The following is a 23,731-nucleotide window of genomic DNA, read 5'->3' as shown; positions in this document are numbered from 1 at the left end:
CTGATTCGTCAGTCAATCTAGGAGTGCGCGATGGGGCGGACCGTCCGCGACGGCCTGCGGCTCACGGCCGAACAGGAGCAGTTCGTCGAGGTGGCCAGGGAGTTCGCCGCCAGGGAGATCCGGCCGCGCGGACGCGCCGTCGACGAGGCGGACACCGAGTCACCGCTCGACGTGTGGGAGAAGGCGTCCGAGCTCGGGCTGACGTCGTTCATGCTCCCCGAGAAGTTCGGCGGCGGTGGTGTCACCGACCTGCTCACCCAGGTGCTGGTCCAGCAGGAGCTGTGCCACGGCGACATCGGCATCGGCAACCTGGTCACGTCCAACGGCTTCTTCAGCGCACCGGTCGAGCACCTCGGCACGCCCGAGCAGCAGGACCGCTTCCTCAGTCCGCTGGGGGCCGCGCAGCCGCCGCTCACCGCCGTCGCCGTGACCGAGCCCGGCAGCGGATCGGACGCGGCGGGCATCCAGACGTCGGCGCGGCGCGAGGGCGACGGTTACGTCCTCAATGGACAGAAGACCTGGATCTCCAACGCTCCGTACGCCGAGACGTTCGTGATCTTCGCGACGGTGGACCCGTCGCTGAGGTCCCGCGGTGTCACGGCATTCGTCGTGCCGCGCGCCGCGGCGGGGCTGACGGTCGGCCCGCCGTTCCGGAAGATGGGGCAGCGCGCGATCGTCAACGCCGAGGTGTTCCTCGACGACGTGCGCGTGCCCGTGGAGGATCGGCTCGGCGAGGAGGGGCGGGGGTTCGCCGGGCTGATGCGGACGTTCGACGCGTCGCGCATCCTCATCGGCGCGGCCACGACGGGGCTCGCCCGTGCCGCGCTGGACTTCGCCACCTCCTACGCCGCCGAGCGCGTGCAGTTCGGGGTGCCGATCATCGAGCACCAGGCGGTGGCGTTCCGGCTCGCGGACATGGCCACGCGTGTGGACACCTCGCACCTGCTGACCGTGCGCGCGGCGACGTTGTACGACGCCGGGCACGCGGTGGCGCAGGAGTCGGCGATGGCCAAGCTCGTCGGCTCGGAGAACGCCATGTGGTGCACGCACGCCGCCGTGCAGACGTTGGGGGGCTACGGATACTCCCGTGAGTACCCCGTCGAACGCTGGATGCGCGACGCGAAGCTCGAGGAGATCGAGGAAGGCACCTCGGACATCCAGCGCCTGATCATCTCCCGCGGCCTCGGTGCGAGATGATCTTCTCCGATCCCGCGTCCGTCGCCGTCGTCGGCGCCAGCGACGACCCCGCCAAGTGGGGCCACTGGCTCGCGCGCGGCGCGCTCGTCGGTCATGATCGCCGCGCCGTGCACCTGGTGAACCGTGGTGGTGGCGCCGTTCTGGGCCAGCCCACCGTGCGCTCGCTCTCCGAACTCGCCGAGGCTCCCGAACTCGTAGTGCTCGCCGTGCCCGCGGCGCACGTACCGGCCGTGGTGGACGAGGCGCTGGCGGCCGGCGTGCGCGGATTCGTCGGCATCACCTCGGGTATCGACGATCGCGTCATCCGCCGGATTCGTGACGCGGGCGCACGGCTGCTCGGGCCGAACTGCCTGGGCGTGTTCGACGCGGCGACGTCGCTGCACCTCGCCTGGGGCCGGTTCCAGGCCGGTTCGCTGGGCGTGGTGTCGCAGAGCGGGCAGGTCGGGCTGGAGATCGCCGGGCTCGCGGCGTCGTCGGGCACCGGGGTCTCGCGGTTCGTCTCGGTGGGCAACCAGGCGGACGTGACGGCGACGGAAGCGTTGCTGGACCTGGTGTCCCACGACCTGACCACCGTCGTGGGGGTTTACCTGGAGAGCTTCGGCGCCGGGATCGTGGCGGCCATGTCGGAACTGCGCGCGGCCGGCAAGCCCGTGGTGCTGCTGACCGTCGGAACGTCGGTCGCCGCCCGCGAGGCCGCCCGCACGCACACCGGTGCCCTGACGTCGTCTTCGGACGTGGTGGACGCGGCCTGCCGGCGCGCGGGCGCGGTCCGCGTGACTACACCCGCGGCTCTGGTGGACCTGGCGGCCGTGCTGACGTCCGGGGTGCCACGTGGGGGCAGGGTGGGGGTCATCTCCGACTCGGGCGGCCAGGGCGCGATCGCGGCGGACCTCGCGGTGGCGGCGGGCCTGACGATGCCCGTGCTGTCCGTTGTGGACGGTCTGCCGGCGGGTGCGTCGACGCGGAACCCGATCGACCTCGCCGGGACGGGGGAGCAGGACCTGGCGAACTACGCCAGGGCGGTCGAGGTGCTGGCGCGCGGAGGTGAGGTCGACACGGTCGTGCTGTCGGGCTACTTCGGCAGCTACGGGCCCGACGCGCCTTCGCTGGAGGAGGCGGAAGTGGCGGTGGCTGCCCGGATCTGTTCGCTGGCAAGGGAAACCGGCGTCACCGTCGTCGTGCACAGCATGCGCGAGGACTCCGCCGCGGTACGTACGTTGCGGACGGGCGGCATTCCTGTCCAGCACACGATCGAACGTGCCGTCGCCGCGCTGGGTCACGCGAGCAGGCTGGGCAGGAACTCGCTGGAGGTCGTGCCACGCACTACTTCCGCCACCCCCTTCCGCCCCGGTTACCTCGCGGCCCGCGAACTGCTGAGCTTCGTCGAGTTCCCCAGTGCCCACGCCGTCACGACCGCCGCCGACGTCACCGCGACCGCTCTGAAGGGCCCGTTCGCGCTCAAGGCCGACTGGCTGCCCCACAAGAGCGAGCACGGCGGAGTGCGGATCGGCCTCACCGAGCCCACGGCGGCGTTCGAGGAGATGCGGGCGAGGCTCGGCCCCGGCACGTACGTCCTCGAGGAGATGGACACGCGCGAACACACCGTCGAACTGATCATCGGCGCGAAGCGCGACCACTCGTTCGGCCCGGTCGTTCTCGTCGGCTCGGGCGGCGTCCACGCGGAGTTGTTCAGGGACACCGCGATCGAGCTCGCCCCCGTGACCCCCGCGACAGCCCGGGACATGCTGGCGCGCCTCACATGTGCCCCGCTCCTGTCAGGCTGGCGTGGCGCCCCGGCACCCGACGTGACGGCGTTGGCCGAGGTGATCGCCCGGATCTCCGAGACGCTCGCGGCCAGATCGGACCTCGCCGAGATCGAGCTGAATCCCGTGCGCGTGGGTCCGGACGGCGTGCTGGCCGTGGACGCGCTGATCATCCCTTCGGAGGAGACGGTGAACGACACGGGCGGGCAACGCGTGGCTTGAGCCGGACGGCACAGGGCTGGTCCGATTGCGGGATTGCGGGCCCCGATAGGTTCTCCTGCAGTGACGTGAGGAGTCCTCGATGCTGGTTGTGGTGGCGCTGCTGGCCTTCCTCGTGCCGCCGCCCGGTCCGGTGACGATCGACGTGGCCGGCGTCGGTGGCTCGGGGTGCCCGGCCGGCACGACGAACGTCGCCATGTCGCCGGACAACGAGGCGTTCACGGTCACCTACAGCGACTTCCTGGTGCAGGGCAACGGGAGCGAGGCCAAACGGAGCTGCACGATCGCGCTGAGGATCAACCACGCGGCCGGGTACACGTACGGCATCGCGGCCACGGACTATCGGGGGTTCGCGCATCTGACCGGCAAGGCCCGCGGTGTGGTGCGCAACGACTACTGGTTCCCGGGATTTCCCACGCGGCACAGCAGCCGCACGTATCAGGCGCCGATGAGTGACAACTGGCAGGTGACCGACATGCCCAGCGGGGTGGCGCACGGGCCGTGCAAGGATCGCAAGCCGTTGACCGTGGAGACCGAGCTGAAGCTCACCGGCAAGGGGAGCGGCAGCTTCATGACCATGGACTCGACCGACTCGAGTGTGAGCACGACGTTCCGGCTCTCGTGGAAGAGGTGCGCGGAATAACAAGCGCGCTGCCGGCGTTCTCTGTTATAGTTCGTTTGTACCGGCGGTGCGCAGGTAAGCGCACGTAAGTTCCGACCAGCTGCTGGACGATCACAACGCCGCAGCCACTCCCCCCGGCTTCTCACGCCGGCGGACCCACATCAGATGCAGTCGGATCAACGGCATCTGCAGCGCTCTCCTCCCGTCGCACCTCGTGCGCGGAGTCGATGAAGCGCGTCTCGAACAACCCTCCTGAAAGGACACACCCCCGATGCACATCGGTGTACTCGACGTACGTAACAACAAGGCGTTTCTCGTTGACGGGCCGCAGGTCCCGCAGAGTCTCGTGAGGCAGTACGACCTGCGGCGCGGCGACCAGATCAGCGGCGAAGCGGAGAACGACAAGCTCGTCGGTGTCGACACGGTCAACGGACGTGCGCCGCACAAGCGGCCACGGTTCGAGGACCTGACGCCGCTCTATCCCAACGAGCGGCTGCGGCTGGAGCACGATCCGAACGAGCTCACCAGCCGGGCGATCGACCTGGTCATGCCGGTCGGCAAGGGGCAGCGGGCGCTGATCGTCGCGCCGCCCAAGGCAGGTAAGACCATTGTGCTGCAACAGATCGCGGCCGCGATCGCCAAGAACCACCCCGAGGCCCACCTCATCGTCGCGCTCGTCGGCGAACGGCCGGAGGAGGTGACCGACATGCGCACCACCATTCCGGGCGAGATGTTCACGTCGACCTTCGACGAGCACCCAGGCGAGCACATCCGGGTCGCCGAACTCGCCGTCGAGCGGGCCAAGCGGCTCGTCGAGGACGGGCAGGACGTGGTGATCCTGCTCGACTCGCTGACGCGGCTCGGGCGTGCCTACAACCTCGCGCAGCCCAACGGCGGGCGCATTCTCAGTGGCGGCATCGACGCCAGGGCGCTGACGCCCCCGAAGCAGTTCCTCGGCGCGGCACGCAACATCGAGGACGGCGGCAGCCTCACGATCTTCGCCACCGCGCTCGTCGAGACCGGGTCGCTCGCCGACACGGCGATCTTCGAGGAGCTCAAGAGCACCGGCAACGCCGAACTGAAGCTCGACCGCAAGGCGGCGCAGCGGCGGATCTACCCCGCGATCGACCTCCAGCAGTCGAGCACGCGCAAGGCGGAACTGCTGGTGTCGCCCCAGGAACTCGTCATCACGAACGCGCTGCGACGCGCGCTGGCGGACCGCGACATCGACGTGATCGTCGACGGACTGCGCAAGACGCAGAGCAACGCGGAGTTCCTCATGCAGATGTCGCGGTGACGCTCCAGGTGGTTGACTGGCGGCGATGAGTCTCCTCCAGGTCACGTGGACCGACCCGGCTACACAAGCGCGCGGCTACCTGGTCATCGACCGGCTGGTGCGCGGGGTCAGCAGTGGGGGTCTGCGCATGCGTGCGGGCTGCACGCTCGACGAGGTTCGCGCCCTGGCCGAGGGCATGACCGCCAAGGAAGCCCTCAACTACGACCCGGCGGCGCGCTATGTCCCGCTCGGCGGCGCCAAGGGCGGTATCGACTTCGACCCCTACGACCCGCGGGCGAAGGACGTCCTCACGGCCTACCTGTACGCCATGTCGCCCTACATCGAACGCTTCTGGACGATGGGGGAGGACCTGGGGCTGCGGCAGTCCACCATCGACGAGGCCATCGCGAAGATCGGCCTCCAGTCGTCCATCCAGGCGGTCTACCCGCTGCTCGACGACGAGAAGAAGGCCAGGCAACGCCTCGCGGACGCCTTCCAGGTCACCGTCGACGGTGTCAGCCTCGACGAACTGGCCGGTGGCTACGGAGTGGCCGAGGCCGCGCTGACCGGCATCGAACATCTCCACCTGCACAACCCCACCGCGTTCGTGCAGGGTTTCGGATCGATGGGTGGCGCCACCGCCCGTTACCTGGCCAGGGCGAAAGTCAGGATCGTCGGGCTCGCGGACGTCCACGGCGTCGTAGCGAACCCGGCCGGGCTCGACGTGGAAACCCTGCTGCTGTCCCGCGACGCGCACGGAGCCATCGACAGAACGAAACTCCGCCCAGAGGACCGGGAACTCGCCGGCGACAGCTGGCTCGGCGTCCAGGCGGACGTCCTCGTCCCCGCCGCCACCAGCTACGCGATCGACAGCGGCAACGCGGGACAGGTCAGGGCCAGGCTCATCGTCGAAGCGGCGAACATGCCCGTGACACCCGAGGCGGAGGCGATGATCGACGCGTTGATCATCCCGGACGTCGTCGCGAACTCCGCCACGAACTCCTGGTGGTGGTGGACCCTGTTCGGCGACATCGACGCCACGGCCGAGTCGGCGTTCGAGAAGATCGGCACGAACATGCGCCGGCTCGTCACCGCGGTCATCAGCGAACCGTCACCGCGAACAGCGGCACGGCACCTCGCGGCCGCCGCCGTGAAGGAGATCGAACTGCGGTTCCCCGAGTCGTAGACTCGGCGCATGCCAGGCATGGAGCACACCATCACGATCGCGGCCCCGCCGGAACGCGTCTGGGCGATCCTCGTCGACATCGAGCGCTGGCCGGAACGCATCCCGACGGTCGACTCCGTGGAACGCCTCGACGAAGGACCGCTCGTCGTCGGCTCCAGCGCCCGCCTCCGCCAGCCGAAGCTGCCCGAGGCCGTGTGGACCGTGACCGAACTGACCGACGGCACCTCGTACACCTGGGAGTCGAAGTCGCCCGGCGTCCTGGGCGTCGCCTCGCACGTCGTCGAGCCGCATCCCGGCGGCACCCGGCTCACCCTCGCACTGACCGTGTCCGGCCTGCTCGCGGGTGTCGGCTGGCTGATGACGAAGGCGCGGGCCAAGCGGTACGTCGAGACCGAGGCCGCCTCGATCAAGAAGGCAGCCGAGCAGAGCTAGTGGCTAGAGCGGGCCGAGCAGCCAGGCTCCCGGCCCGTCCTCGTCCTCCGAGAAGTAGAACGCCCGCCAGGCGGCGAGCAGGTCCTCGGTCCCGATCAACCCGTCACCGTCGTGGTCGAGCCGCGCGTGCACGGCCCGTGCGTCGGCCTCGGACACGTGCATCAACGCCGTAGACCACCGCACGTGCTCGTCCACGCCGAGCCGGCCGTCACCGTCGTGGTCGGCGACGGCCAGCAGCGCGTCGAGGTACGGCACGTACACGTCGTCGAACGCCTCGGGGCGCCCCAGCAGCCCGCGCACGAACGCCGTCCGGTACTCGGCCAGGCTGATCCGGCCGTCGTCGTTCGTGTCCGTCACGGCGACGAGGTGGCTCCACACGCCCAGCAGCTGCTCGTGCAACCGCTTCGCGCGCACATCGTCGTCCGTCAGGCCGAACGCCGAGGTCAGCCGAGTGCTCGCCAGGTCGAAGTCCTTGCGCTCGACGTACCCGTCCCCGTCGCTGTCGTAGGTCTCGAACCTGCGACTGAGCCTGCGGTCCAGGAACGGCGTGATCTTCATGCCCCCTTGTGTACCCCGTCAGCGCCTCTTCTTGCGTGCCGGGGCTCCCACGTAGTCCGCGAGGTGCTCGCCGGTCAGCGTCGAGCGGCCGGCGACCAGGTCGGCCGGGGTTCCCTCGAACACCACCTTGCCGCCGTCGTGACCGGCGCCGGGGCCCAGGTCGATGATCCAGTCGGCGTGCGCCATCACGGCCTGGTGGTGCTCGATCACGATCACCGACTTGCCTGACTCGACCAGGCGGTCCAGGAGCGCCAGGAGTTGCTCGACGTCGGCCAGGTGCAGGCCGGTCGTCGGCTCGTCGAGGACGTAGACGCCGCCCTTGTCCGCCATGTGCGTGGCGAGCTTCAGGCGCTGCCGCTCGCCGCCGGAGAGGGTCGTGAGCGGCTGGCCGAGCGACAGGTAGCCGAGGCCGACGTCGTTGAGCCGCTCCAGGATCGCGTGCGCGGCTGGCGTGCGAGCCTCACCGGAGCCGAAGAACTCCACGGCCTCGGCGACGGGCATCGCGAGCACCTCGGAGATGTCGCGGCCGCCGAACTTGAACTCCAGCACGGCCTGGTCGAACCGCTTGCCCTCGCAGACGTCGCAGGGGGACTCGATCGTCGCCATGATGCCGAGGTCGGTGAACACCACGCCGGCGCCGTTGCAGTTCGGGCACGCGCCCTCGGAGTTCGCGCTGAACAGCGCGGGCTTCACACCGTTGGCCTTGGCGAACGCCTTGCGGATCGGCTCCAGCAGACCGGTGTAGGTGGCGGGGTTGGACCGGCGCGAACCCTTGATGGGCGTCTGGTCGACCACGATCGCGCCGGAGTCGCGCGGCAGCGACCGGTGGATCAGCGACGACTTGCCCGAGCCCGCCACACCGGTGACCACGGTCAGCACCCCGAGGGGGACGTCGACGTCGACGTCGCGCAGGTTGTTCGTGGACGCCCCGCGGATCTCCAGGACCCCGGTCCTCTCCCGCACCGACGGCTTCAGCACCGCGCGGTCGTCGAGGTGGCGGCCGGTCACGGTGTCGCTCTTGCGCAACCCCTCCAGCGTTCCCTCGAAGCAGATCGTGCCGCCGCCCCGGCCGGCACCGGGACCGAGGTCGACGATGTGGTCCGCGATCGCGATCGTCTCGGGCTTGTGCTCCACGACGAGAACGGTGTTGCCCTTGTCCCGCAGGCGGAGCAGCAGGTTGTTCATCCGCTGGATGTCGTGCGGGTGCAGCCCGATCGTCGGCTCGTCGAACACGTACGTCACGTCGGTCAGCGCGGACCCGAGGTGCCGGATCATCTTGACGCGCTGCGCCTCACCACCGGACAGCGTGCCCGCCGGCCGGTTCAGGGACAGGTACCCGAGACCGATCTCCACGAACGAGTCCAGGGCGTGCGCGAGCTTGTCCACCAGCGGCGCGACGGACTTGTCCCGCACACCGCGGATCCAGTCCGCCAGGTCCGTGATCTGCATGTCGCACAGGTCCGCGATCGACACGCCCTTGATCCTGGACGACCGCGCCGCCTCCGTCAGGCGGGTACCGGAGCAGTCGGGGCAGGTGCCGAACGTCGCCGCGCGGTCCACGAACGCGCGGATGTGCGGCTGCAGCGCCTCGCGGTCCTTGGACAGCATGGACTTCTGCAGCTTCGGGATCAGGCCCTCGTAGGTCACGTTGATGCCGTTGACCTTGATCTTGATCGGGTCCCGGTACAGGAAGTCGTGCAGTTCCTTCTTGGTGTACTTGCGGATCGGCTTGGCCGGGTCGATGAAACCGGACTGTGTGAACGTCTGCACGGTCCACTGGTTGTCGATGTTGTAGCCGGGCACCCTGATCGCGCCCTCCATGATCGACTTCGCCTCGTCGTAGACCTCGGTCAGGTCGATGTCGGAGGTCTGGCCGCGCCCCTCGCAGCGCGGGCACATGCCGCCGGTGATGGAGAACTCGCGGCGCTCCTTGATCTTCTGGCCGCCCTTCTCGATCGTCACGGCGCCCGCGCCGGAGATCGAGGCGACGTTGAACGAGAACGCCTGCGGGCCGCCGATGTGCGGCGTGCCGAGGCGGCTGAACAGGATGCGCAGCATCGCGTGCACGTCGGTCGCGGTGCCGACGGTCGAGCGCGGGTCGGCGCCCATCCGCTGCTGGTCGACCAGGATCGCCGTGGTGATGCCCTCCAGGAGGTACACCTCGGGGCGCGGCAGCGTCGGCATGAACCCCTGGATGAACGCGCTGTAGGTCTCGTTGATAAGCCGCTGCGACTCCGCGGCGATGGTGCCGAACACCAGCGAGCTCTTGCCGGACCCGGAGACACCGGTGAAGACCGTCAGCCGGCGCTTCGGGATCTCCACGTCGACGTCGCGCAGGTTGTTGACCCGCGCGCCCTGCACACGGATCAGGTCGTGGGTGTCGGCATCATGCGCCGCCGGTGCTGTCCTGGTCATGGCGCAAAGCTAACTCGCGCCACTCGGCTCTGCCTTCTTGATTCCTGATTGGTTATGCCCGAATCCGGTAGTGGTAGGTGCACACCTCGCGGAACCCCGTCCGTTCGTACAGCCGGAACGCCGTGGTGTTCGCCTTCTCCATCTGCAGGTACATGTGGTTCGCCTCGCGCGCGGCCGCCCATGAGGCCAGTGCGGCGAGCACGGACCGTGCGGCGCCCTGACCGCGTGCGTGCGGGAGCGTCGCCATGCCGAACACCCCGGCCCACCCCTCCTCGGTCACCGCACGCCCTACGGCCACCACCTGACCGTCCACCTCGGCGTACGCGTAGGCGGACGGATGCTCGACGCGGCTGAGCAGGTCGCGTTCGGCACTGACGTCGCGTGTGGTCGCCGCCTGCCACGCCGCGAGCCACTCGTCGGTCGGCCGCGCCGTCACCTCGCCCGCGTCCGAGTGGGACTGGCGCAGCACCTCGGAGGTCGACGCGATCTGCAGGGACATGTCATGACCCCGCGCATAACCCCGGTCGTCCAACGTCCGGTCGAGATCGTCCGCGCACACGCCCGGCGTGATCTGGAACCGCGCCCCGGCCCCGCGTTCGGCGCAGAACTCCTCGGCCCGCGCCACCCGGTCCTCGCGGTCGTGCGGCAGCACCGCGCTCACCCACCAGGCGTCGCCGGGGGAGTGCCGCAGCCACCAGCCGCCGGCCTCCTCGACGTGCGCGGCGGGCTGGGCCCGTGCCGCGTACTCCTGCAGCGTCTTCAGCAGCACGTCAGTCCAACGACCCCAGCAGCCAGTTGCCTGCCTCGGCGGGATCCTCGGAGAAGTAGAACTCCCTGATGGCCGCCAGCAGGGCCTGCGTGGACAGCAGCCCGTCCTCGTCGGACAACAGGTCGTGGATCCCGCGCGCGTCGCGCTCCGAGAGGTCCATCAACGCGCCGGTCCACTTCACGTGCTCTTCGAGCGTGAGTTTGCCGTCGTCGTCCTCGTCCGCGACCGACATCAGCGCGTCCAGGAACGGCACATAACCCTCGTCGAACGACTCCGGCGTCTCCAGCAGCCCGTTCGCGAACGCGTTCTTGTACTCCTCGACGCTGATGCGCCCGTCGCGGTCCAGATCGGCGGCCGACGCCAGGTGCTCCCACAGCCCGATCAGCATGTCGTGGAACCGCACGGCCTTCGGATCGTCCGCCGCCAGCCCGAACGCCTTGGTGGTGCGTTCGCCCGCCTGTGTGAAGTCCTCCCGCTCGATGAACCCGTCGCCGTCGATGTCGTACGTCCGGAACCTGCGGGCGAGCTTGCGGTCGAGGAAGGCGGTGATTTCCACAGGACCCTTCTACCGCATCCGGCTCTGGAGCAACACGCCCGTGTTCACACCACCAGAACGAATTCGCCGGACCTCAGCGACGCCCCAGCCCGGACAACGCGCTCGCGACGACCACCATGCCGATCATCCCGATCACCGCCGCCACACCGCCGACCGCGGGTTTCGACACCTGCTGGACGTGCGCGACCGGCTGCGGAGGCGGTGGTTCGTCAGGTGTCGGCGCGGGCGGAGCGGGATCGGGCGGGAGCGGGGCGTTCACCGACTCGATCCGGACGACCGCGCTTTCGCTGATCGCTGCGCCGGCACCCGCGCCGGACACCGTCAGCCGGGAGTTCATCGGGGCGGTGACCTGGCAGGTGTAGGTGACGCGGGCACGGGGTGCCAGCACCGGGAACGTCCGGCGGCACGCGGCGGGCTCGCCGGTCACCTGGACGTCCGCGATCGGCAGGTCGGACGGGTTGCCGACCGTGACCGTGACGGTGACGACCTCGCCGTCCCGCGCGCGGTCCTTCGACCAGACCGCGCTGATGGTCAGGCGCGGGTAGATCACCTCGACCCGCACCGATGCCGACGCCTCGACCTTGCCACCGATCCTGTCGGCGGCCGAGATTGCCGAGGTCAGCGCGCCGCTCTCATCACCCGCCGGGGCGGTGCAGGCCACCACCGCCGTGGCTCCGGGGTCGAGCTGACCCTGCATGGGGTCACACCCGGCACCCGCACGGGCGACCAGGCCGTAGAGCGGGGTGTCGCCGGTATTGGTGACCGTCGTCGTGAACTTCACGGCCTGGCCCGGGAGCGCCGTCAGCGGTTCGGACGCGGTGGTCGCACGCAACGCCGGGTGCAGCACGTCCACGGTCGACGACTGCTGCGCCGCGAGTGGATCGCCCGCGAGGCTGGTGCCGCTCACCGCGACCGTCGTGGCGTAGTCGTCGTCGGCCGCCGTGGACGAGCACGTGCGCGTCGCCGTGGCGTGCGGGGCGATCGTGCCGACCTGCTGACCGCACACGGTCACGCCGGTGGCGGGCGCGTCACCGGCGTTGGTGACCGTCGTGGTCTGCGCGACGGTGTCCTTCGGGTGCGCGACGGGCTTCACGGGGTCGACGGCGAGGGTGAGTTCGGGGAGCGGGAACGACCACGCGATGCTCTGCACGAGGAACGCGTCCTCGGCCCTTCTGAACGCCAGCTCGGCGCTCTTCGTGCCGGGCTTGAGGACGTTGGCGTCAACGGTGACCGTGCGCGCGTCGACGCTCATGTTGTTGGGATACGCGGCACCTTGTGCGGACGACACGAACGCGTTGCGCCCGCCGACCGCGGTGCCGTTGATCAGCATCTGGTCGCCGTCCGTGGCCCAGTCGCCCTCGTACGCGGTCATACCCACCCGGATGACCCCACCGGTGGGGTGCGTCGGCGCGATCGGGGTGTGCAGCACCGGCTTCCTCGTGGGAAGCCGGACATGTCCGCCGTGCACCGCGATGTGCCGCTTCGCGGGTGCTGCCGCGGTGGCGTTCGCGAACTTCCACACGACCGTCAGCGACCAGCCGCCGAAACAGTCGAACCCCTGCGGCGCCCAGACGTTGCCGACCGTCACGGTGCCGCTCGTCAACGCCCGCGTGACGTCGGCCTCGGCGCTGTAGAAGGCGTTGTCGGTGTGCGAGAGGTCGTCTGGGCCGTCGATGACGAACCGGCCGGGGCTGACGCGGGTGCCGTTGAACGTGACGGGGTCTCGTGGGGTGCCAGGTGGGGTCACACCGTCACGGCAGGTCGCGCTGCCCGCCCAGCCGAGCTTGGCGTAGGCGACGGTCGCGCCGGCCGGGATGCCGATCTGGGCGTTGGACGAGTTGAACGTCGCCGGGTCGTCGTCGACGTCGGTCCAGGACATGGGGTGGCTGTTGTTCAGCGCGGACGGCCCGTGCCCCTTGCGGTTCAGCGCGTCCACACAGGACTTCGGCGAGTACTTGGGGTCCGGTCCCGCCTGCTCGGGCGTCGGGCAGGTCAGGACGGAGTTGCCGACGACCGTGACATCTCCGTACACCGCCTCGTCGAACTGGGTGCGCCACACCTCGGCCGCGGCGACCGGCGGACCCGGGGTGAGCAACGGAACCAGCAGCACGACGGCGATGAGGATCGGTACACGCATGCCACGCCTTCCGGTGGGGTCGCCGCACAGGTTGGCACGGTTGGACCGGCGTTGTCACCGCCCGTTGACCACCACGTCCTCACTCTCCGTCGAGGACTGACGTCGCTGGTTCTCCTGTTCGTGTCAAAGGCTTCCGAGCCGGCCGTTCGAAGTGGACTTGCTGTGTACTTGATCAAACTCCGTTGCTCTTGTCGGGCGGGGAAGACTGCCGGGAAGCGTGGTGTTGGTGGTCAAACGGTGTCCGCTGTGGGGAGATGGAGGCCATGTGGACCGGGCTCGTCATCATTCTCGCGTCGGTTGTCGTCACGGCGATCGCCCTCCTGCTGTTCGGGCGTTCCCGTGCCCACGACCAGGCCGACGACAGGGACGCGGACTCGCGCGGCTTCCTCGGCGCGGTGATCAGCGGCCTGTTCATCGTCGCGCTGGCCTTCTACATGGTGATCGTCTGGGAGGAGGGCGGTGCCGCCGAGGACAACGCCGCCCGCGAGGCCGCCGCGGTCGCCGACGTCTACTGGCAGACCGCGGTCGTGCCGCAGCCGCAGCGCGACCACATCCGCTCACTGCTCACCGAGTACCCGAAACTGGTGGTGGACCAGGAATGGCCCAAGCTGGCGGCGGGGGAGCCCGACGACAAGACCACCGAGACGCTGAACTCGCTGCACACCGAGATCCTGTCGCTGCCCACGTCACCGGACCAGGTGAAGAGCGCCCGCGAACGGTCGCTGGAACGGATGCGGGAGATCACCGACCTGCGGCGCGACCGGCTGGATTCGGCCGGTGGCCTGGACAACACCGGCCGGATCATGCTGATCGGGACGATCGCGGGTGCCGTCGCGATGATCGTGTTCCCGATGCTGATCGGGTTCACGGCGCGCAAGCGGCACATCCTGCAGATGAGCCTGACCTCCGCCGTGCTGGCGTTCGTCTGCGTGCTGTGCGTGGGGATGACGCAGCCGTTCGACGGGTGGTTCCGGGTGCAGCCGGAGGCGTTCACGAGCCTCACGGAGGAGCTGGCCGGCATACCCGTGGAAGAGAGCCGTTAAAGTCGTAGAACCCTTCTACATCTGCTTCTTTCAGGTCAATTTGGGCCCGAAATGATGGAGGCGCGGGGAGCGGCGGGGCTAATTTCTCTGGCATGCCAAAGAGAGTGTCCACTGTGCTGGGGCGCGAGTTCGGTGAATGCCTGCGGGAAGCGATCGCGCGAACCGGAATGCTGGAGAGTGAGTTGGCGCGGCGGGTCAAGTGGGAGCACGCCAAGCTGTCGGATCTGGTCAACGGCAAGGCCGGGGTGTCTCTCGACGATTTCACCTACCTGCTGGGCATGTGTCAGGCTGCGCCAGATGAGTTCAAGTACTTGAAGGATCTCTACCTGGAATCCAGGGAGAGAGGCTGGCTGCAGCTTTACGATTCGCCGGTGCCGCCCCGTCTTCGGGCGCTCAACCGCCAGCAGAAGATGGCCGAGACGGTGGTGGCCTGGAGTTTGTTGTTCCTGCCAGGTCTGACTCAGGTCGAGTCGTACATCCGCGTTCTGGCCGAAGACTCGCCGTTTGTGGAGGCGAAGGATGTGGAGGCGCTCGTCGCCGCTCGCGTCGAGCGCCGAGAGCTCGTCGACAACACCAAGCGATTCGTCTTCTACGTGTACGAGCCCGTGTTGTACTCGCCGGTGGGAGGTCTCGATGTGTTGGCGGAGCAGCTCCACGAGATTCTGCGCCTGATGATTCGGCCGTACATCAGCGTTCGGATCGTGCCAGCCGGCCGGGCGTTGACAGGCGACTTCACCATGCTGTCGTTCGCCAAGTACGAACCGATGGCCTACGTCGAGGGCCTGAACTCGGCGCTGTTCCTCGACGACAGGGCATCGATCTCGCTCTACTCGAAGGTGCTCAAGAAGCTGGATGGAGTCGCGCTGAGTGAAGACGCTTCGCGGAGATTGATCGATCGTGTGCTGACACGCGGCTTCGATCCGAACGACCCGCCGGTGGAGCTGTTGGGCCGTGCCGGAATGTACTGAGCATCGTTCACGCGTCGCCCGAGCCAGCAGCGTGGGAGGCGTTCCTGCGCCTGGTCACCGGACCCGCCGGTCGAGGCTTCTGCGATGATCCCCCGACAAGCCTGACCTGGGGGGAAGCACATGTGGGGACGCAGGACCGCGCCGCAGCGGCTGGCCGAGTCGGCCGGGTTCACCTGGAAGCACGTCGAGGACCAGAGCGAGCTGAACGTCGCCACGATGGCGGCGTATGTGGCCGCGAACCGGGCGGCGCCCGGCGACGTGCTGCCGATGGTCGGGAAGGTCGCGGAGAAGCTGGCCGCCGAGGAGGCCAACCACGACCTCGTGGTGGCGCTGGTCGAGGACCTGCAGAACCTCGCCTCGCACAGCCTGGAGCAACTGTGCACGGCGGACGAGATCCGGGCGGTGCTCGGGCCGCGCTGCCTCGTCGTGTGGAACGCGGTCGACGAGTTCTGGACGGCGGTCGCCGAGTGGCGGCGGGCCACCGGCGAGCCGCTGCGGTCCAATGAGGACATCCTGTCCGTCGAGAACCAGGGACTGCGCGCGAACCTCTGGACCTCGAACAGGAGCCTGGGCGACGGCACGCGTGCCGGCCTCAGTGAGGCGCTCCTGTTCGAGAAGGCGGGCGGTGCCCCGATCCCCGGCTACCGCGCGCTGATCGCCGCCGGTCAGTAGCCGCGGTCGGGCAGCATCACCCAGAGCACGAGGTAGACGACGAACTGCGGTCCGGGCAGAAGGCAGGACAGCAGGAACAGAAGACGCACGGTGCCCGCCTTCATTCCCCAGCGCTGGGCGAGCCCCGCGCAGACACCCGCGATCATCCGGTTGGTCCTGGGCCTGCTCAAAGCAACCTTCGTGGTCATACACCCAGGATGCCCACTATCGGCCATCTCTCGCATCGGGACGAACCCTGGTTTGACCCGGATGAGGCACGTCACCCGATGCCAGGGGTCCGCACTGCAACAGCGCGGGGCTATCCGACGTTGGCGGTCGAGAGCTGGTCGACGAACCTGAGGCACGTGGTGCGCATCGCGTCCACCGTCATGGCCCGCGAGCCCGCCAACACCTGGAGCGCGAGGCCGTCGAGCATGCTGACCATCATGTTCGCCAGTTCGAGCGGGTCGCCGGACAGGTGGATGTCGCCGGAGGCCTGGCCGTCGCGGAAGATGCTCGCCACGATGTCGCGCCACTCGCCGTAGAAGCGCTCGTTGAGCTCCTGCAACTCGGGGTTGCGGATGGCCTCGACCCAGAGTTCGGCCCAGACCTTCCATGCCTCGACGGTCTCGGCGCCCTCGGGGAGGTACGACTCGACCACCATGCGCAGGCGCGAGAGCGGCGGCTCGTCGGACTCGAGGATCCAGCGGCGGCGGGCCACCGAGACCTCGAAGCAGTGCTCGAAGGCCGCGTCGGTGAGTTCGCGCTTGGTCTCGAAGTAGTAGTGGACCGTGCCGCCGGACACGCCGGCGTCCTTGGCCACGTCGGACACCCGGAGGTGGCGGAAGCCCTCAGCCGCGATCACCTTGCAGGTGGACGCGAGGATCTGCGCCTTGCGTTCGGCTTCCACGCTTGGACGGGGCATCCGTCACCTCCTGATTTGGCCCGACCCTACCGAAACAGGGAACGAAGCTTGCGCTTGCCGACCTTTTCCGCCTCGGCCAAGGGGCCACGCGGGAAGGATCGTTACCTGCCTTCGCCAGTGCTGAACAAGCCATCGGCCGTTTCGCTCAACGCACGTTCGGCCCTTCGGCTGTTCACCGCCGAACCGTCCGTGGACAGCGCTCCACCCGGGATCGACATAGGTCATACGTCCCGTGTACATCCAGGGCTCGTACGCTGACCGGGTGGTCGCACCCCCCATCGCGCCGGAATCGCCGGAACTGCCCGCGCGCAGGCGAAGAGTGAGCCGTCCGGTGTTGTCGCGCATGGCACTCGCCGTCGCCGGCGGCGCGCTGGTCTACCTGAGCTTTCCGCCGCGTCCGCTGTGGTTCCTCGCGCCGGTCGGGTTCGCGCTCCTCGCGTATGCCATCTACGACCGGCGTGCGCGCGCTGGATTCGGGTACGGACTGCTGTTCGGGCTCGGGTTCATGGTGCCGCTGCTGCGGTGGACCGGTGAGTTCGTCGGGCTGGTCGCCTGGCTGCCGCTGGCGCTGGCGTGCGCCCTGATGATCTCGATCGGCACCGCCGCGATGGCGTTCGCCTCGCGCGTGCCGGGGTGGCCGCTGTGGGCCGCGTGCCTGTGGGTGGCGGACGAGGCGCTGCGTGGTGTGGTCCCGTTCGGCGGCTTCACCTGGGGCAAGATCGCGTTCGGCCAGCCGGAGGGCTGGTTCCTGCCGCTCGCGTCGCTGGGCGGGGCGCCGCTGGTGACGTTCGCGGTGGTGCTGACCGGCTTCGGGCTGTTCTGGCTCACGAAGAACTGGAGGCTCGCCGCCCCGCTGGTCGTCGTGCCGCTGGGGGTAGGGCTGGTGGTACCGGTGGGGGTAGATGCCTCCGCGGGGACCGTCACCGTCGCCGCGATCCAGGGCAACGTGCCGCGCGCCGGGCTCGACTTCAACGCGCAGCGCCGGGCCGTGCTCGACAACCACGCCAAGCGCACCCTGCAACTGGCCGCCGACGTCGCCGCTGGCCGGGAGAAGCAGCCCGACATCGTGATCTGGCCGGAGAACTCGTCGGACATCGACCCGTTCCGCAACCCGGACGCCGCCGCGGTGCTCGACGCGGCCGCCGACGCGATCAAGGCGCCGATCGCGGTGGGTGCCGTGATCCTCGACAAGAACGACGGGCTGCCGCGCAACACCGTGGTGCTCTGGGAGCCCGGCAAGGGGCCCACGGACACCTACACCAAGCGCAAGCTGCAGCCGTTCGGCGAGACGATGCCGATGAGGTCGTTCTTCCGGTTGTTCGCCTCCGAGGTGGATCGGGCGGGCGTGTTCCAGCCCGGCACGGACCCGGAGGGTTTTGTCATGGGGCCCGCGAAGGTCGCACTTGACACATGTTACGAAGTGGCGTTCGACTCAGTGGTCCGCGACTCCGTGACGGCCGGCGCGACGATCATCGCGATCCCGACGAACAACGCCACGTTCGGGTACACGGAGATGACCTACCAGCAGCTTTCCATGTCCAGACTGCGGGCGGTGGAGCACGGCCGGGCCGTGGTCGTGGCGGCGACATCGGGGGTCAGCGCGATCGTCGAACCCGACGGTTCCGTCACTCGGAAGACTGGGCTTTTCGAGCCTGGTGCCCTGGTCGCGACACTGCCGCTGCGGTCGCAGACTACTCTGGCGACTTGGCTAGGAGCCTGGCCCGAGTGGGTGATTACCGCTGCGGGCCTCGCGGCGTTGGCGCTGGGCTTCACCCGACGACGGAAGGACTCGAATGGCGCAGCAGCCTGACCAGGAACTCGGGCAGGTGCTGGTGGTGATCCCGACGTACAACGAGCGGGACAACATCGGAAAGATCGTCAAGAGGCTGCACACGGCACTGCCCGACGTGCACGTGCTGGTGGTCGACGACGGCAGCCCCGATGGCACCGGCCAGCTCGCCGACGAGATGGCGGCCGCCGACGACCGTGTCCACGTGATGCACCGCACCGAGAAGGCCGGGCTGGGCGCCGCGTACGTCGCGGGCTTCCAGTGGGCGCTCGACCGCGAGTACGGCGTCATCTGCGAGATGGACGCCGACGGCTCACACGCCCCGGAGCAGCTGCACCGGCTGCTCGACGCGCTGCCGAAGGCCGACCTGGTGCTGGGCTCGCGCTGGGTGCCGGGCGGCGAGGTCGTGAACTGGCCGGCGCAGCGCAAGTTCCTGTCGCTGGGCGGCTCGCTGTACTCGCGGCTCGCGCTGGGCGCGAACATTCGCGACATGACGGGTGGCTACCGCGCGTTCCGCGCGGACACCCTGCGCAAGCTGAACCTCGCCTCGGTCGCGTCGGCCGGGTACTGCTTCCAGATCGACCTGCTGTGGCGGACGCTGGAGCTGGGCTTCCGGGTGCGCGAGGTGCCGATCACGTTCCTCGAGCGCGAGTTCGGCGAGTCGAAGATGAGCGGCAACATCGTCCGCGAGGCACTGATCCGCGTGACGAAGTGGGGCCTGCGCCGCCGCGGCAACCAGGTCAAGGACCTGTTCACCGGCAAGAGGAAGTAGTCGCGCGGCCACTTCGGACCGTTCGTTGTGGACGGTCCGAGGTGGCGGCCGTCACGGGTCTCAGTTGACGGGCGAGTTGCTGCGCGCGCGTTCGACCGCGGTCGTCGCGATGCCGAGCACGATCATGCCTGCGCCGAGGCCGAGGTGCAGCCAGTTGTCGGCCGTGTTGACGGGCAGGAAGTTCGCGCCGGTGTGTTCGCCGATGGCCGAGCCGTACACCCACAGGAACACGTAGACGCCTCCGCCCGCCACCAGGAACGCACGGGCGAACTGGGACCGCTTCGCGGCGAGCAGGCCGAGGATCCCGAACAGCAGGTGCACGAGGTTGTGCAGTACGGACACGGCGAAGAGGCCGAACAGGAGTGCGCCCGAGTGGCCGGCGAAGCTCAGCTCGTCGTAGTGCGTGGTGATGCCCGGGATGAAGCCGAGCACACCGACGAGCAGGAACGCCGCGCCGACCACCGAGGCCGCCGTTTGTACTGGTCGCATGCGAGGTGGCTACCCGGTGACGGCCGGGATGAACTCCCGCAGCACCTCCATGCCGGTCATCGTGGGCGCTCCGGCCGGTTCGGGGCCGAGCACGCGGGCCAGGACGGGGCCGAGCACCTCGCGGAAGAAGCGGTCGGCGTGGTCCTTGCTCTCCCACACGGCGATGATCCGGAACTCTCCGTCGGCCCGGCAGGCGTAGCGGGCGCGCAGGCCGTCGGGGGTGGCCGCGCCCATCACCCGGTCGAGCTGGTCGAGGGACTGGGTGGGCGGGGTCGCGATGGTGAGCCACATGGGGTTCCTCCTCGGTCGGTGTGGCTCCCAAGGTAGGAAGTTCGCGCTGGTCAGCCATCCGCCGGAGTACTCGGTGCGGTACTCATCCACGCCGCGATCTGGCTGCGGGTGCGGAAGCCGAGCTTGGTGAGGACGTGCTGGACGTGGTTCTGGGCGGTCCGTTCGGAGATCACCAGCCGGCGCGCGATCTGCCGGTTCGTCAGGCCCTCGGTGACCAGCGTCGCGACCTCGTGCTCGCGGCTGCTCAGCTCCGTGGTGGTGAACGCCGTCATGCCCAGTGAGCGGATCGCCCGGTCGGCGGCGCGCTGCACGGCGTCGGCGTCGCGGCCCAGGGCGCGCAACGCCGCCGCCAGGTGCCAGCGGGCCTCTGCGGCGAACGCGGGGGCGCCCGCCCGGGAGGCCTCGTCGGCGGCGGCGGTGAGGTCGGTGACGGCCTGCTCGTACTCGCCGAGGGCCAGGTGACCGCGCCCCAGCGCGAGGGTCACCGGCCCCATGTACGCGACGCCGTTGCCGGCCGCGTGCTCGCCGCGGAAACCCGCGAGCCGGGGCAGGATCAGGCGCAGGTCGCCGGTCAGGCCCAGCCCCGCCGTCACCAGAACGGCGTCGACCAGCCCAGGTAGCACGAAGAACGCGGGCAGGTCCCACTCGGCGACCGGGCCGGAGCGGCGATAGAACTCCAGTGCCTCGTCGCGCAGACCCGCGCGCAGCAACAGGAACGCCCGCGTGAGCTTCGACATCAGCCGGAACCGCGGCGGCGGGTCGTGGAAGTGGCGGGCCAGCGCCAGGCCGTCCTCGGTGGGGCCGAGATGGCAGGAAAGCCCGCACTGCAACGCGAAGTAGGCACCCGACGCCGGTTCACGCTCGATCACCCGCATCCGGTCGTAGCCCCGCCGCCCGACCTCCTGGGCCTCCGCGAAACGGCCCTGCGCCTGGGCGATGCACGCCGTCACGACGTCGAGGTGCCACAACGGGACCTGGCCGCCGACGCGTTCGCAGGCGAGCTTGAGCGCAGGCAGTTCTTCTTGTGCGGCAGCGAGTTCGCCGCTCTCGACCAGCGCGTGGATGCGCCACAGCGAACCCCACATGGCACCGCGTGGGCTGTGCGTGCGGTGGGCGAGGGCGATCATCTCGGTGGCGAGGCCGAGGCGTTCGGCCCGACCGGCAGGGCCGGGACACGCCTCCTGCCTGGCGTGCAACGCCTCGGCGAGCGCGCGGTCGTCGCCCCGTGCCAGGCGCAGGGCCTCCCGGCTGAGTTCGTCGAGCCGGTGCTGTTCGCCGCGGTAGAACGCGAGGTGGCTGCGCTGGGCGAGCAGCCTGGCGCGGGTGGCCGGGCTGACGTCGTGGCGAAGGGCGTTGTCGCACAACGGGGTCGCGATCGCGTTGACGCCCGCGCCGGGTGCGGCCTCGAGGACCAGGGCGGCTTCCGCGATCTCCTCGGAAGTCGCGGCCAGTTCGGCGGCGCGCTGGGCGGCCTGGACGCACCCCGCGAGATCCCCGGCGAAGTAGGCGGCCCGGCCCAGTGCCACCTGGACCTCGTGGCTGTCGCCGAGGGCCGCCGCGGCGCGGTAGAGACGCGCGCCCTCCTCGTAGGCGAGCCGTGTCACCGCGTCCTGCGCCGCGCGGACCGTCCACGTGCGGGCTTCCTCCGTCGCACCGCAGGCGTTCCAGTGCCGGGCGACGTCCGCGTAGTGCGTGCTGTCCGCCATCGCCTCGGCGATCCGGCGGTGCAGCGCGCGGCGTTCGGCGGGGGTGAGCGCGGCCTCGACCGCGTCCCTGGTCAGCGCGTGCACGAACCGGTGCCCGGTCGCGTCGATCAGCGTCGCCGCCTCGTCCAGCGCGCTGACGGGCACTCCCGAGGCCGCCTCGGCGAGGTCCAGGTCGAAGTCACGGCCGATCAGCGCCGCCGTCCTGATCAGCTCACGGGCGTCGGGGGACAGCCGGGCGAGGCGGGCGGTGACGATGTCGCGGACGCTGCGGGGCGGCTGGTCCGCGTGCCACGTGCCGTCCTCGACCGCGCGCGCGATCTCCGTGACGAACAACGGGTTACCGCTGGTCAGCTCCATGATCGTGGCCGCGTGCGCGGCACCGGCCAGTTCGGCGACCTCGTCGGCGGACAGCCCGTGCAGGTCGATCCGGTCGGCCGAGCGCATGAGGTCCGCCACCGCCGGGCACGGGTCGCGGAAGGTCGCGAACAGCAGCACGTTCCGCAGTCGGGTGGCGAGGTGGGCGAGCACGAGCAGCGACGCCTCGTCGGCCCAGTGGACGTCCTCGATCACGATCACCAGGCCGTCGCGGTCCAGCGCGGACGCGATCGCGTCGAACACCCGGAACCTGTCCTGCGGCACCTCGGCGTCGTGCGCGAGCACCCGGTCGGGATCGGCGTCGGCCGCCTTGAGCACCTGCCGCCACGGCCAGAACGCCGGTGCGCCCGCGGTCTCGACGCAATGCCCCCACACGACCTCGCGGCCGAGCGCGAGCGCGTGCCCGGCCAGTTCCTGGGCCAGTCTCGTCTTGCCGATGCCCGGCTCGCCGCCGCAGAGCACCAGCCGTCCGGTCTCCGCCGCCAGCCACGACCGTGCCGCAGCGAGTTCCCGAGCACGCCCCACGACCTTCACGCCTGGATATCGCTCCACCGCGTGACCCCGTTTCCTGCGAATGCGGAGATAAATGGTTGACCGCCGCGCGGACGGTCCGGCAAGGTAGCCCGCATGCGCCGCTATCGCAGCTATTTGCCCATCTCAGGCTCTCCGTCGTGACGCCGTAAGGCCTCGCTGACGTCGAGAGCCGCCCTCCCGTGAGAACGGGTGAGGGCGGCTTTTTCGTGCGCTCGAAAAGTGCTCGAACAATGGTGGAGACGGGGCTGTGGAGCCCCGCCCGTCTGTAAAACGGGAGCCCCCGCGCAGAGTCGGTTCGACTCCGACCTCCACCACCATCCGTTGCGCCACCGGGGTGAACCCCGGCAACGACCCCCTTCCTCCCCGCGACCTAACTGGTGGAGGAAGGGGAAACATGTCCATCGACATCCAGCAGCCCCGGCCGCAGGGCCTGGTCGGGAGCCTCGTGCACATCGCCGGCACCGCGGGCGGAGCGTTCGAGGCGCAGTTCAACTACCGCATCCACGAGGGTCACGACGAGGTCGTGGGCGGGTTCATGGCAGGAGACGGGACCGGCGGCCACGGCCAGTTCCAGGTACAGGCCGACGTGTCGGGTGCGTCGTTCGCGCTCGACCGGCTCTTCGTCGAGGTGTTCTGGGTGTCGCCCAAGGACGGCGCCGAGCTCGACAAGATCATCGTGCCGGTCGTGTACGGGCCGCGCATCGTGCCCGGCTACCGTGTCTACCAGGAGTACGAGATCAAGCCCGGTGACACGCTGTGGGGGATAGCGACGCAGTTCTACGGCGCCGGCAACCTCTACCCGCGCCTGGTGCGGGCCAACCCGCACGTCATCACGAACCCCAACGTGATCACGCCCGGGACCGTGATCCGGATTCCGCAGTCCTGAACCCGGCGGGTCCTCCCTCGACCGCGGACAAGGGGGAGGACCCGCGTTCTTTCCGTCAGAACACCTCTGTGACGGCGCCGACACCCCCGGTCGTGAGTTGGGACACGGGCTCAAGTGATGCTGTGCCGAGGACCTGGTGCCTTGTTGGTTTCATACAAAGCACGCTGCTCAA

At 69.5% G+C, this 23,731-nt stretch carries 21 protein-coding genes, 1 tRNA gene and 1 pseudogene; 13 read left to right on the top strand and 10 right to left on the bottom strand.

Annotation, left to right across the window (positions count from 1 at the left end; translation table 11 throughout):
* Window positions 1-30: 30 nt before the first annotated feature.
* The 6 genes and pseudogenes from IG04_RS0109090 (at window position 31) to IG04_RS0109065 (ending at window position 6,695) form a co-directional block, all read left to right on the top strand.
* Complete coding sequence (locus IG04_RS0109090; RefSeq protein WP_030476120.1) at window positions 31-1,197, top strand: acyl-CoA dehydrogenase family protein; 1,167 nt, start codon at window positions 31-33, stop codon at window positions 1,195-1,197.
* Window positions 1,194-3,182 carry an acetate--CoA ligase family protein gene (locus tag IG04_RS0109085; protein WP_051769316.1) on the top strand — a complete coding sequence of 663 codons (1,989 nt, stop codon included), beginning with the start codon at window positions 1,194-1,196 and terminating at the stop codon, window positions 3,180-3,182. The genes IG04_RS0109090 and IG04_RS0109085 overlap by 4 nt, the downstream gene beginning before the upstream one ends.
* Window positions 3,183-3,261: 79 nt before the next feature.
* Window positions 3,262-3,822 (top strand): DUF4360 domain-containing protein, encoded by a 561-nt coding sequence (locus IG04_RS0109080; protein WP_036014094.1) that lies wholly within the window; start codon window positions 3,262-3,264, stop codon window positions 3,820-3,822.
* Between the two features lie 259 nt (window positions 3,823-4,081).
* Window positions 4,082-5,098: pseudogene (gene rho / locus IG04_RS0109075) on the top strand (transcription termination factor Rho); the annotation flags it as partial.
* Window positions 5,099-5,123: 25 nt separating this feature from the next.
* Window positions 5,124-6,263, top strand: coding sequence for a Glu/Leu/Phe/Val dehydrogenase dimerization domain-containing protein (locus tag IG04_RS0109070; protein ID WP_030476116.1), 1,140 nt, complete (start codon window positions 5,124-5,126; stop codon window positions 6,261-6,263).
* A 9-nt stretch (window positions 6,264-6,272) separates the two neighbouring features.
* A complete protein-coding gene (locus IG04_RS0109065) occupies window positions 6,273-6,695 on the top strand; it encodes an SRPBCC family protein (RefSeq protein WP_211257710.1) in 423 nt (140 codons plus the stop codon).
* A 3-nt stretch (window positions 6,696-6,698) separates the two neighbouring features.
* Here the strand turns inward: IG04_RS0109065 and IG04_RS0109060 are convergent, their stop codons facing one another.
* The 5 genes from IG04_RS0109060 to IG04_RS0109040 form a co-directional block, all read right to left on the bottom strand.
* On the bottom strand, window positions 6,699-7,253 hold the full coding sequence (locus tag IG04_RS0109060) for an EF-hand domain-containing protein (protein WP_030476114.1): 555 nt from the start codon (window positions 7,251-7,253) through the stop codon (window positions 6,699-6,701).
* An 18-nt stretch (window positions 7,254-7,271) separates the two neighbouring features.
* Entirely contained in the window at window positions 7,272-9,668 is a 2,397-nt protein-coding gene (locus IG04_RS0109055; protein WP_030476113.1) for an ATP-binding cassette domain-containing protein, read from the bottom strand.
* Window positions 9,669-9,720: 52 nt separating this feature from the next.
* Entirely contained in the window at window positions 9,721-10,437 is a 717-nt protein-coding gene (locus IG04_RS0109050) for a GNAT family N-acetyltransferase (protein ID WP_030476112.1), read from the bottom strand.
* A 1-nt stretch (window position 10,438) separates the two neighbouring features.
* Window positions 10,439-10,993, bottom strand: a complete 555-nt coding sequence (locus IG04_RS0109045) for an EF-hand domain-containing protein (protein WP_030476111.1) — start codon at window positions 10,991-10,993, stop codon at window positions 10,439-10,441.
* 73 nt (window positions 10,994-11,066) lie between these two features.
* Window positions 11,067-13,130 (bottom strand): hypothetical protein, encoded by a 2,064-nt coding sequence (locus IG04_RS0109040; RefSeq protein WP_030476110.1) that lies wholly within the window; start codon window positions 13,128-13,130, stop codon window positions 11,067-11,069.
* A 254-nt stretch (window positions 13,131-13,384) separates the two neighbouring features.
* On the opposite strand from IG04_RS0109040, the gene IG04_RS0109035 reads away from it, so the two are divergent.
* The 3 genes from IG04_RS0109035 (at window position 13,385) to IG04_RS0109025 (ending at window position 15,813) form a co-directional block, all read left to right on the top strand.
* Entirely contained in the window at window positions 13,385-14,173 is a 789-nt protein-coding gene (locus IG04_RS0109035; protein WP_030476109.1) for a bestrophin-like domain, read from the top strand.
* A 104-nt stretch (window positions 14,174-14,277) separates the two neighbouring features.
* A complete protein-coding gene (locus tag IG04_RS0109030; RefSeq protein WP_084400824.1) occupies window positions 14,278-15,141 on the top strand; it encodes a helix-turn-helix domain-containing protein in 864 nt (287 codons plus the stop codon).
* 120 nt (window positions 15,142-15,261) lie between these two features.
* Window positions 15,262-15,813, top strand: coding sequence for a hypothetical protein (locus IG04_RS0109025; protein WP_030476107.1), 552 nt, complete (start codon window positions 15,262-15,264; stop codon window positions 15,811-15,813).
* Here IG04_RS0109025 and IG04_RS0109020 read toward each other — a convergent pair.
* Window positions 15,807-16,001 (bottom strand): PspC domain-containing protein, encoded by a 195-nt coding sequence (locus IG04_RS0109020; protein ID WP_030476106.1) that lies wholly within the window; start codon window positions 15,999-16,001, stop codon window positions 15,807-15,809. The two genes, IG04_RS0109025 and IG04_RS0109020, sit on opposite strands and share 7 nt — an antisense overlap.
* Before the next feature lie 110 nt (window positions 16,002-16,111).
* Window positions 16,112-16,717, bottom strand: a complete 606-nt coding sequence (locus IG04_RS0109015) for a TetR/AcrR family transcriptional regulator (RefSeq protein ID WP_030476105.1) — start codon at window positions 16,715-16,717, stop codon at window positions 16,112-16,114.
* Between the two features lie 262 nt (window positions 16,718-16,979).
* Here IG04_RS0109015 and lnt point away from each other — a divergent pair, with 262 nt between their 5' ends.
* The gene (lnt, locus tag IG04_RS0109010; protein ID WP_245815869.1) at window positions 16,980-18,527 is read left to right on the top strand and encodes an apolipoprotein N-acyltransferase; all 1,548 of its coding nucleotides are present in this window, start codon (window positions 16,980-16,982) and stop codon (window positions 18,525-18,527) included.
* Window positions 18,511-19,278, top strand: coding sequence for a polyprenol monophosphomannose synthase (locus IG04_RS0109005; protein ID WP_030476103.1), 768 nt, complete (start codon window positions 18,511-18,513; stop codon window positions 19,276-19,278). The genes lnt and IG04_RS0109005 overlap by 17 nt, the downstream gene beginning before the upstream one ends.
* 60 nt (window positions 19,279-19,338) lie before the next feature.
* On the opposite strand, the gene IG04_RS0109000 is transcribed toward IG04_RS0109005, so the two are convergent.
* The 3 genes from IG04_RS0109000 to IG04_RS0108990 are packed head-to-tail and all read right to left on the bottom strand — an operon-like array spanning window position 19,339 to window position 22,691.
* Entirely contained in the window at window positions 19,339-19,767 is a 429-nt protein-coding gene (locus IG04_RS0109000; RefSeq protein ID WP_030476102.1) for a DUF4383 domain-containing protein, read from the bottom strand.
* Between the two features lie 9 nt (window positions 19,768-19,776).
* The gene (locus IG04_RS0108995) at window positions 19,777-20,058 is read right to left on the bottom strand and encodes a hypothetical protein (RefSeq protein WP_030476101.1); all 282 of its coding nucleotides are present in this window, start codon (window positions 20,056-20,058) and stop codon (window positions 19,777-19,779) included.
* A gap of 50 nt (window positions 20,059-20,108) precedes the next feature.
* On the bottom strand, window positions 20,109-22,691 hold the full coding sequence (locus IG04_RS0108990; protein ID WP_030476100.1) for an ATP-binding protein: 2,583 nt from the start codon (window positions 22,689-22,691) through the stop codon (window positions 20,109-20,111).
* Window positions 22,692-22,905: 214 nt separating this feature from the next.
* Here IG04_RS0108990 and IG04_RS46360 point away from each other — a divergent pair.
* A tRNA-Tyr gene (locus tag IG04_RS46360) sits at window positions 22,906-22,990 on the top strand.
* Between the two features lie 77 nt (window positions 22,991-23,067).
* A complete protein-coding gene (locus IG04_RS0108985) occupies window positions 23,068-23,559 on the top strand; it encodes a Gmad2 immunoglobulin-like domain-containing protein (protein ID WP_030476099.1) in 492 nt (163 codons plus the stop codon).
* The last annotated feature ends 172 nt before the right edge of the window (window positions 23,560-23,731 follow it).

This window comes from Lentzea albidocapillata (assembly GCF_000719115.1).
Taxonomy (GTDB): domain Bacteria; phylum Actinomycetota; class Actinomycetes; order Mycobacteriales; family Pseudonocardiaceae; genus Lentzea; species Lentzea albidocapillata.
The sequence above is the reverse complement of the archived record's forward strand: the minus strand, read 5'-3'. Positions and strand labels throughout refer to the sequence as shown.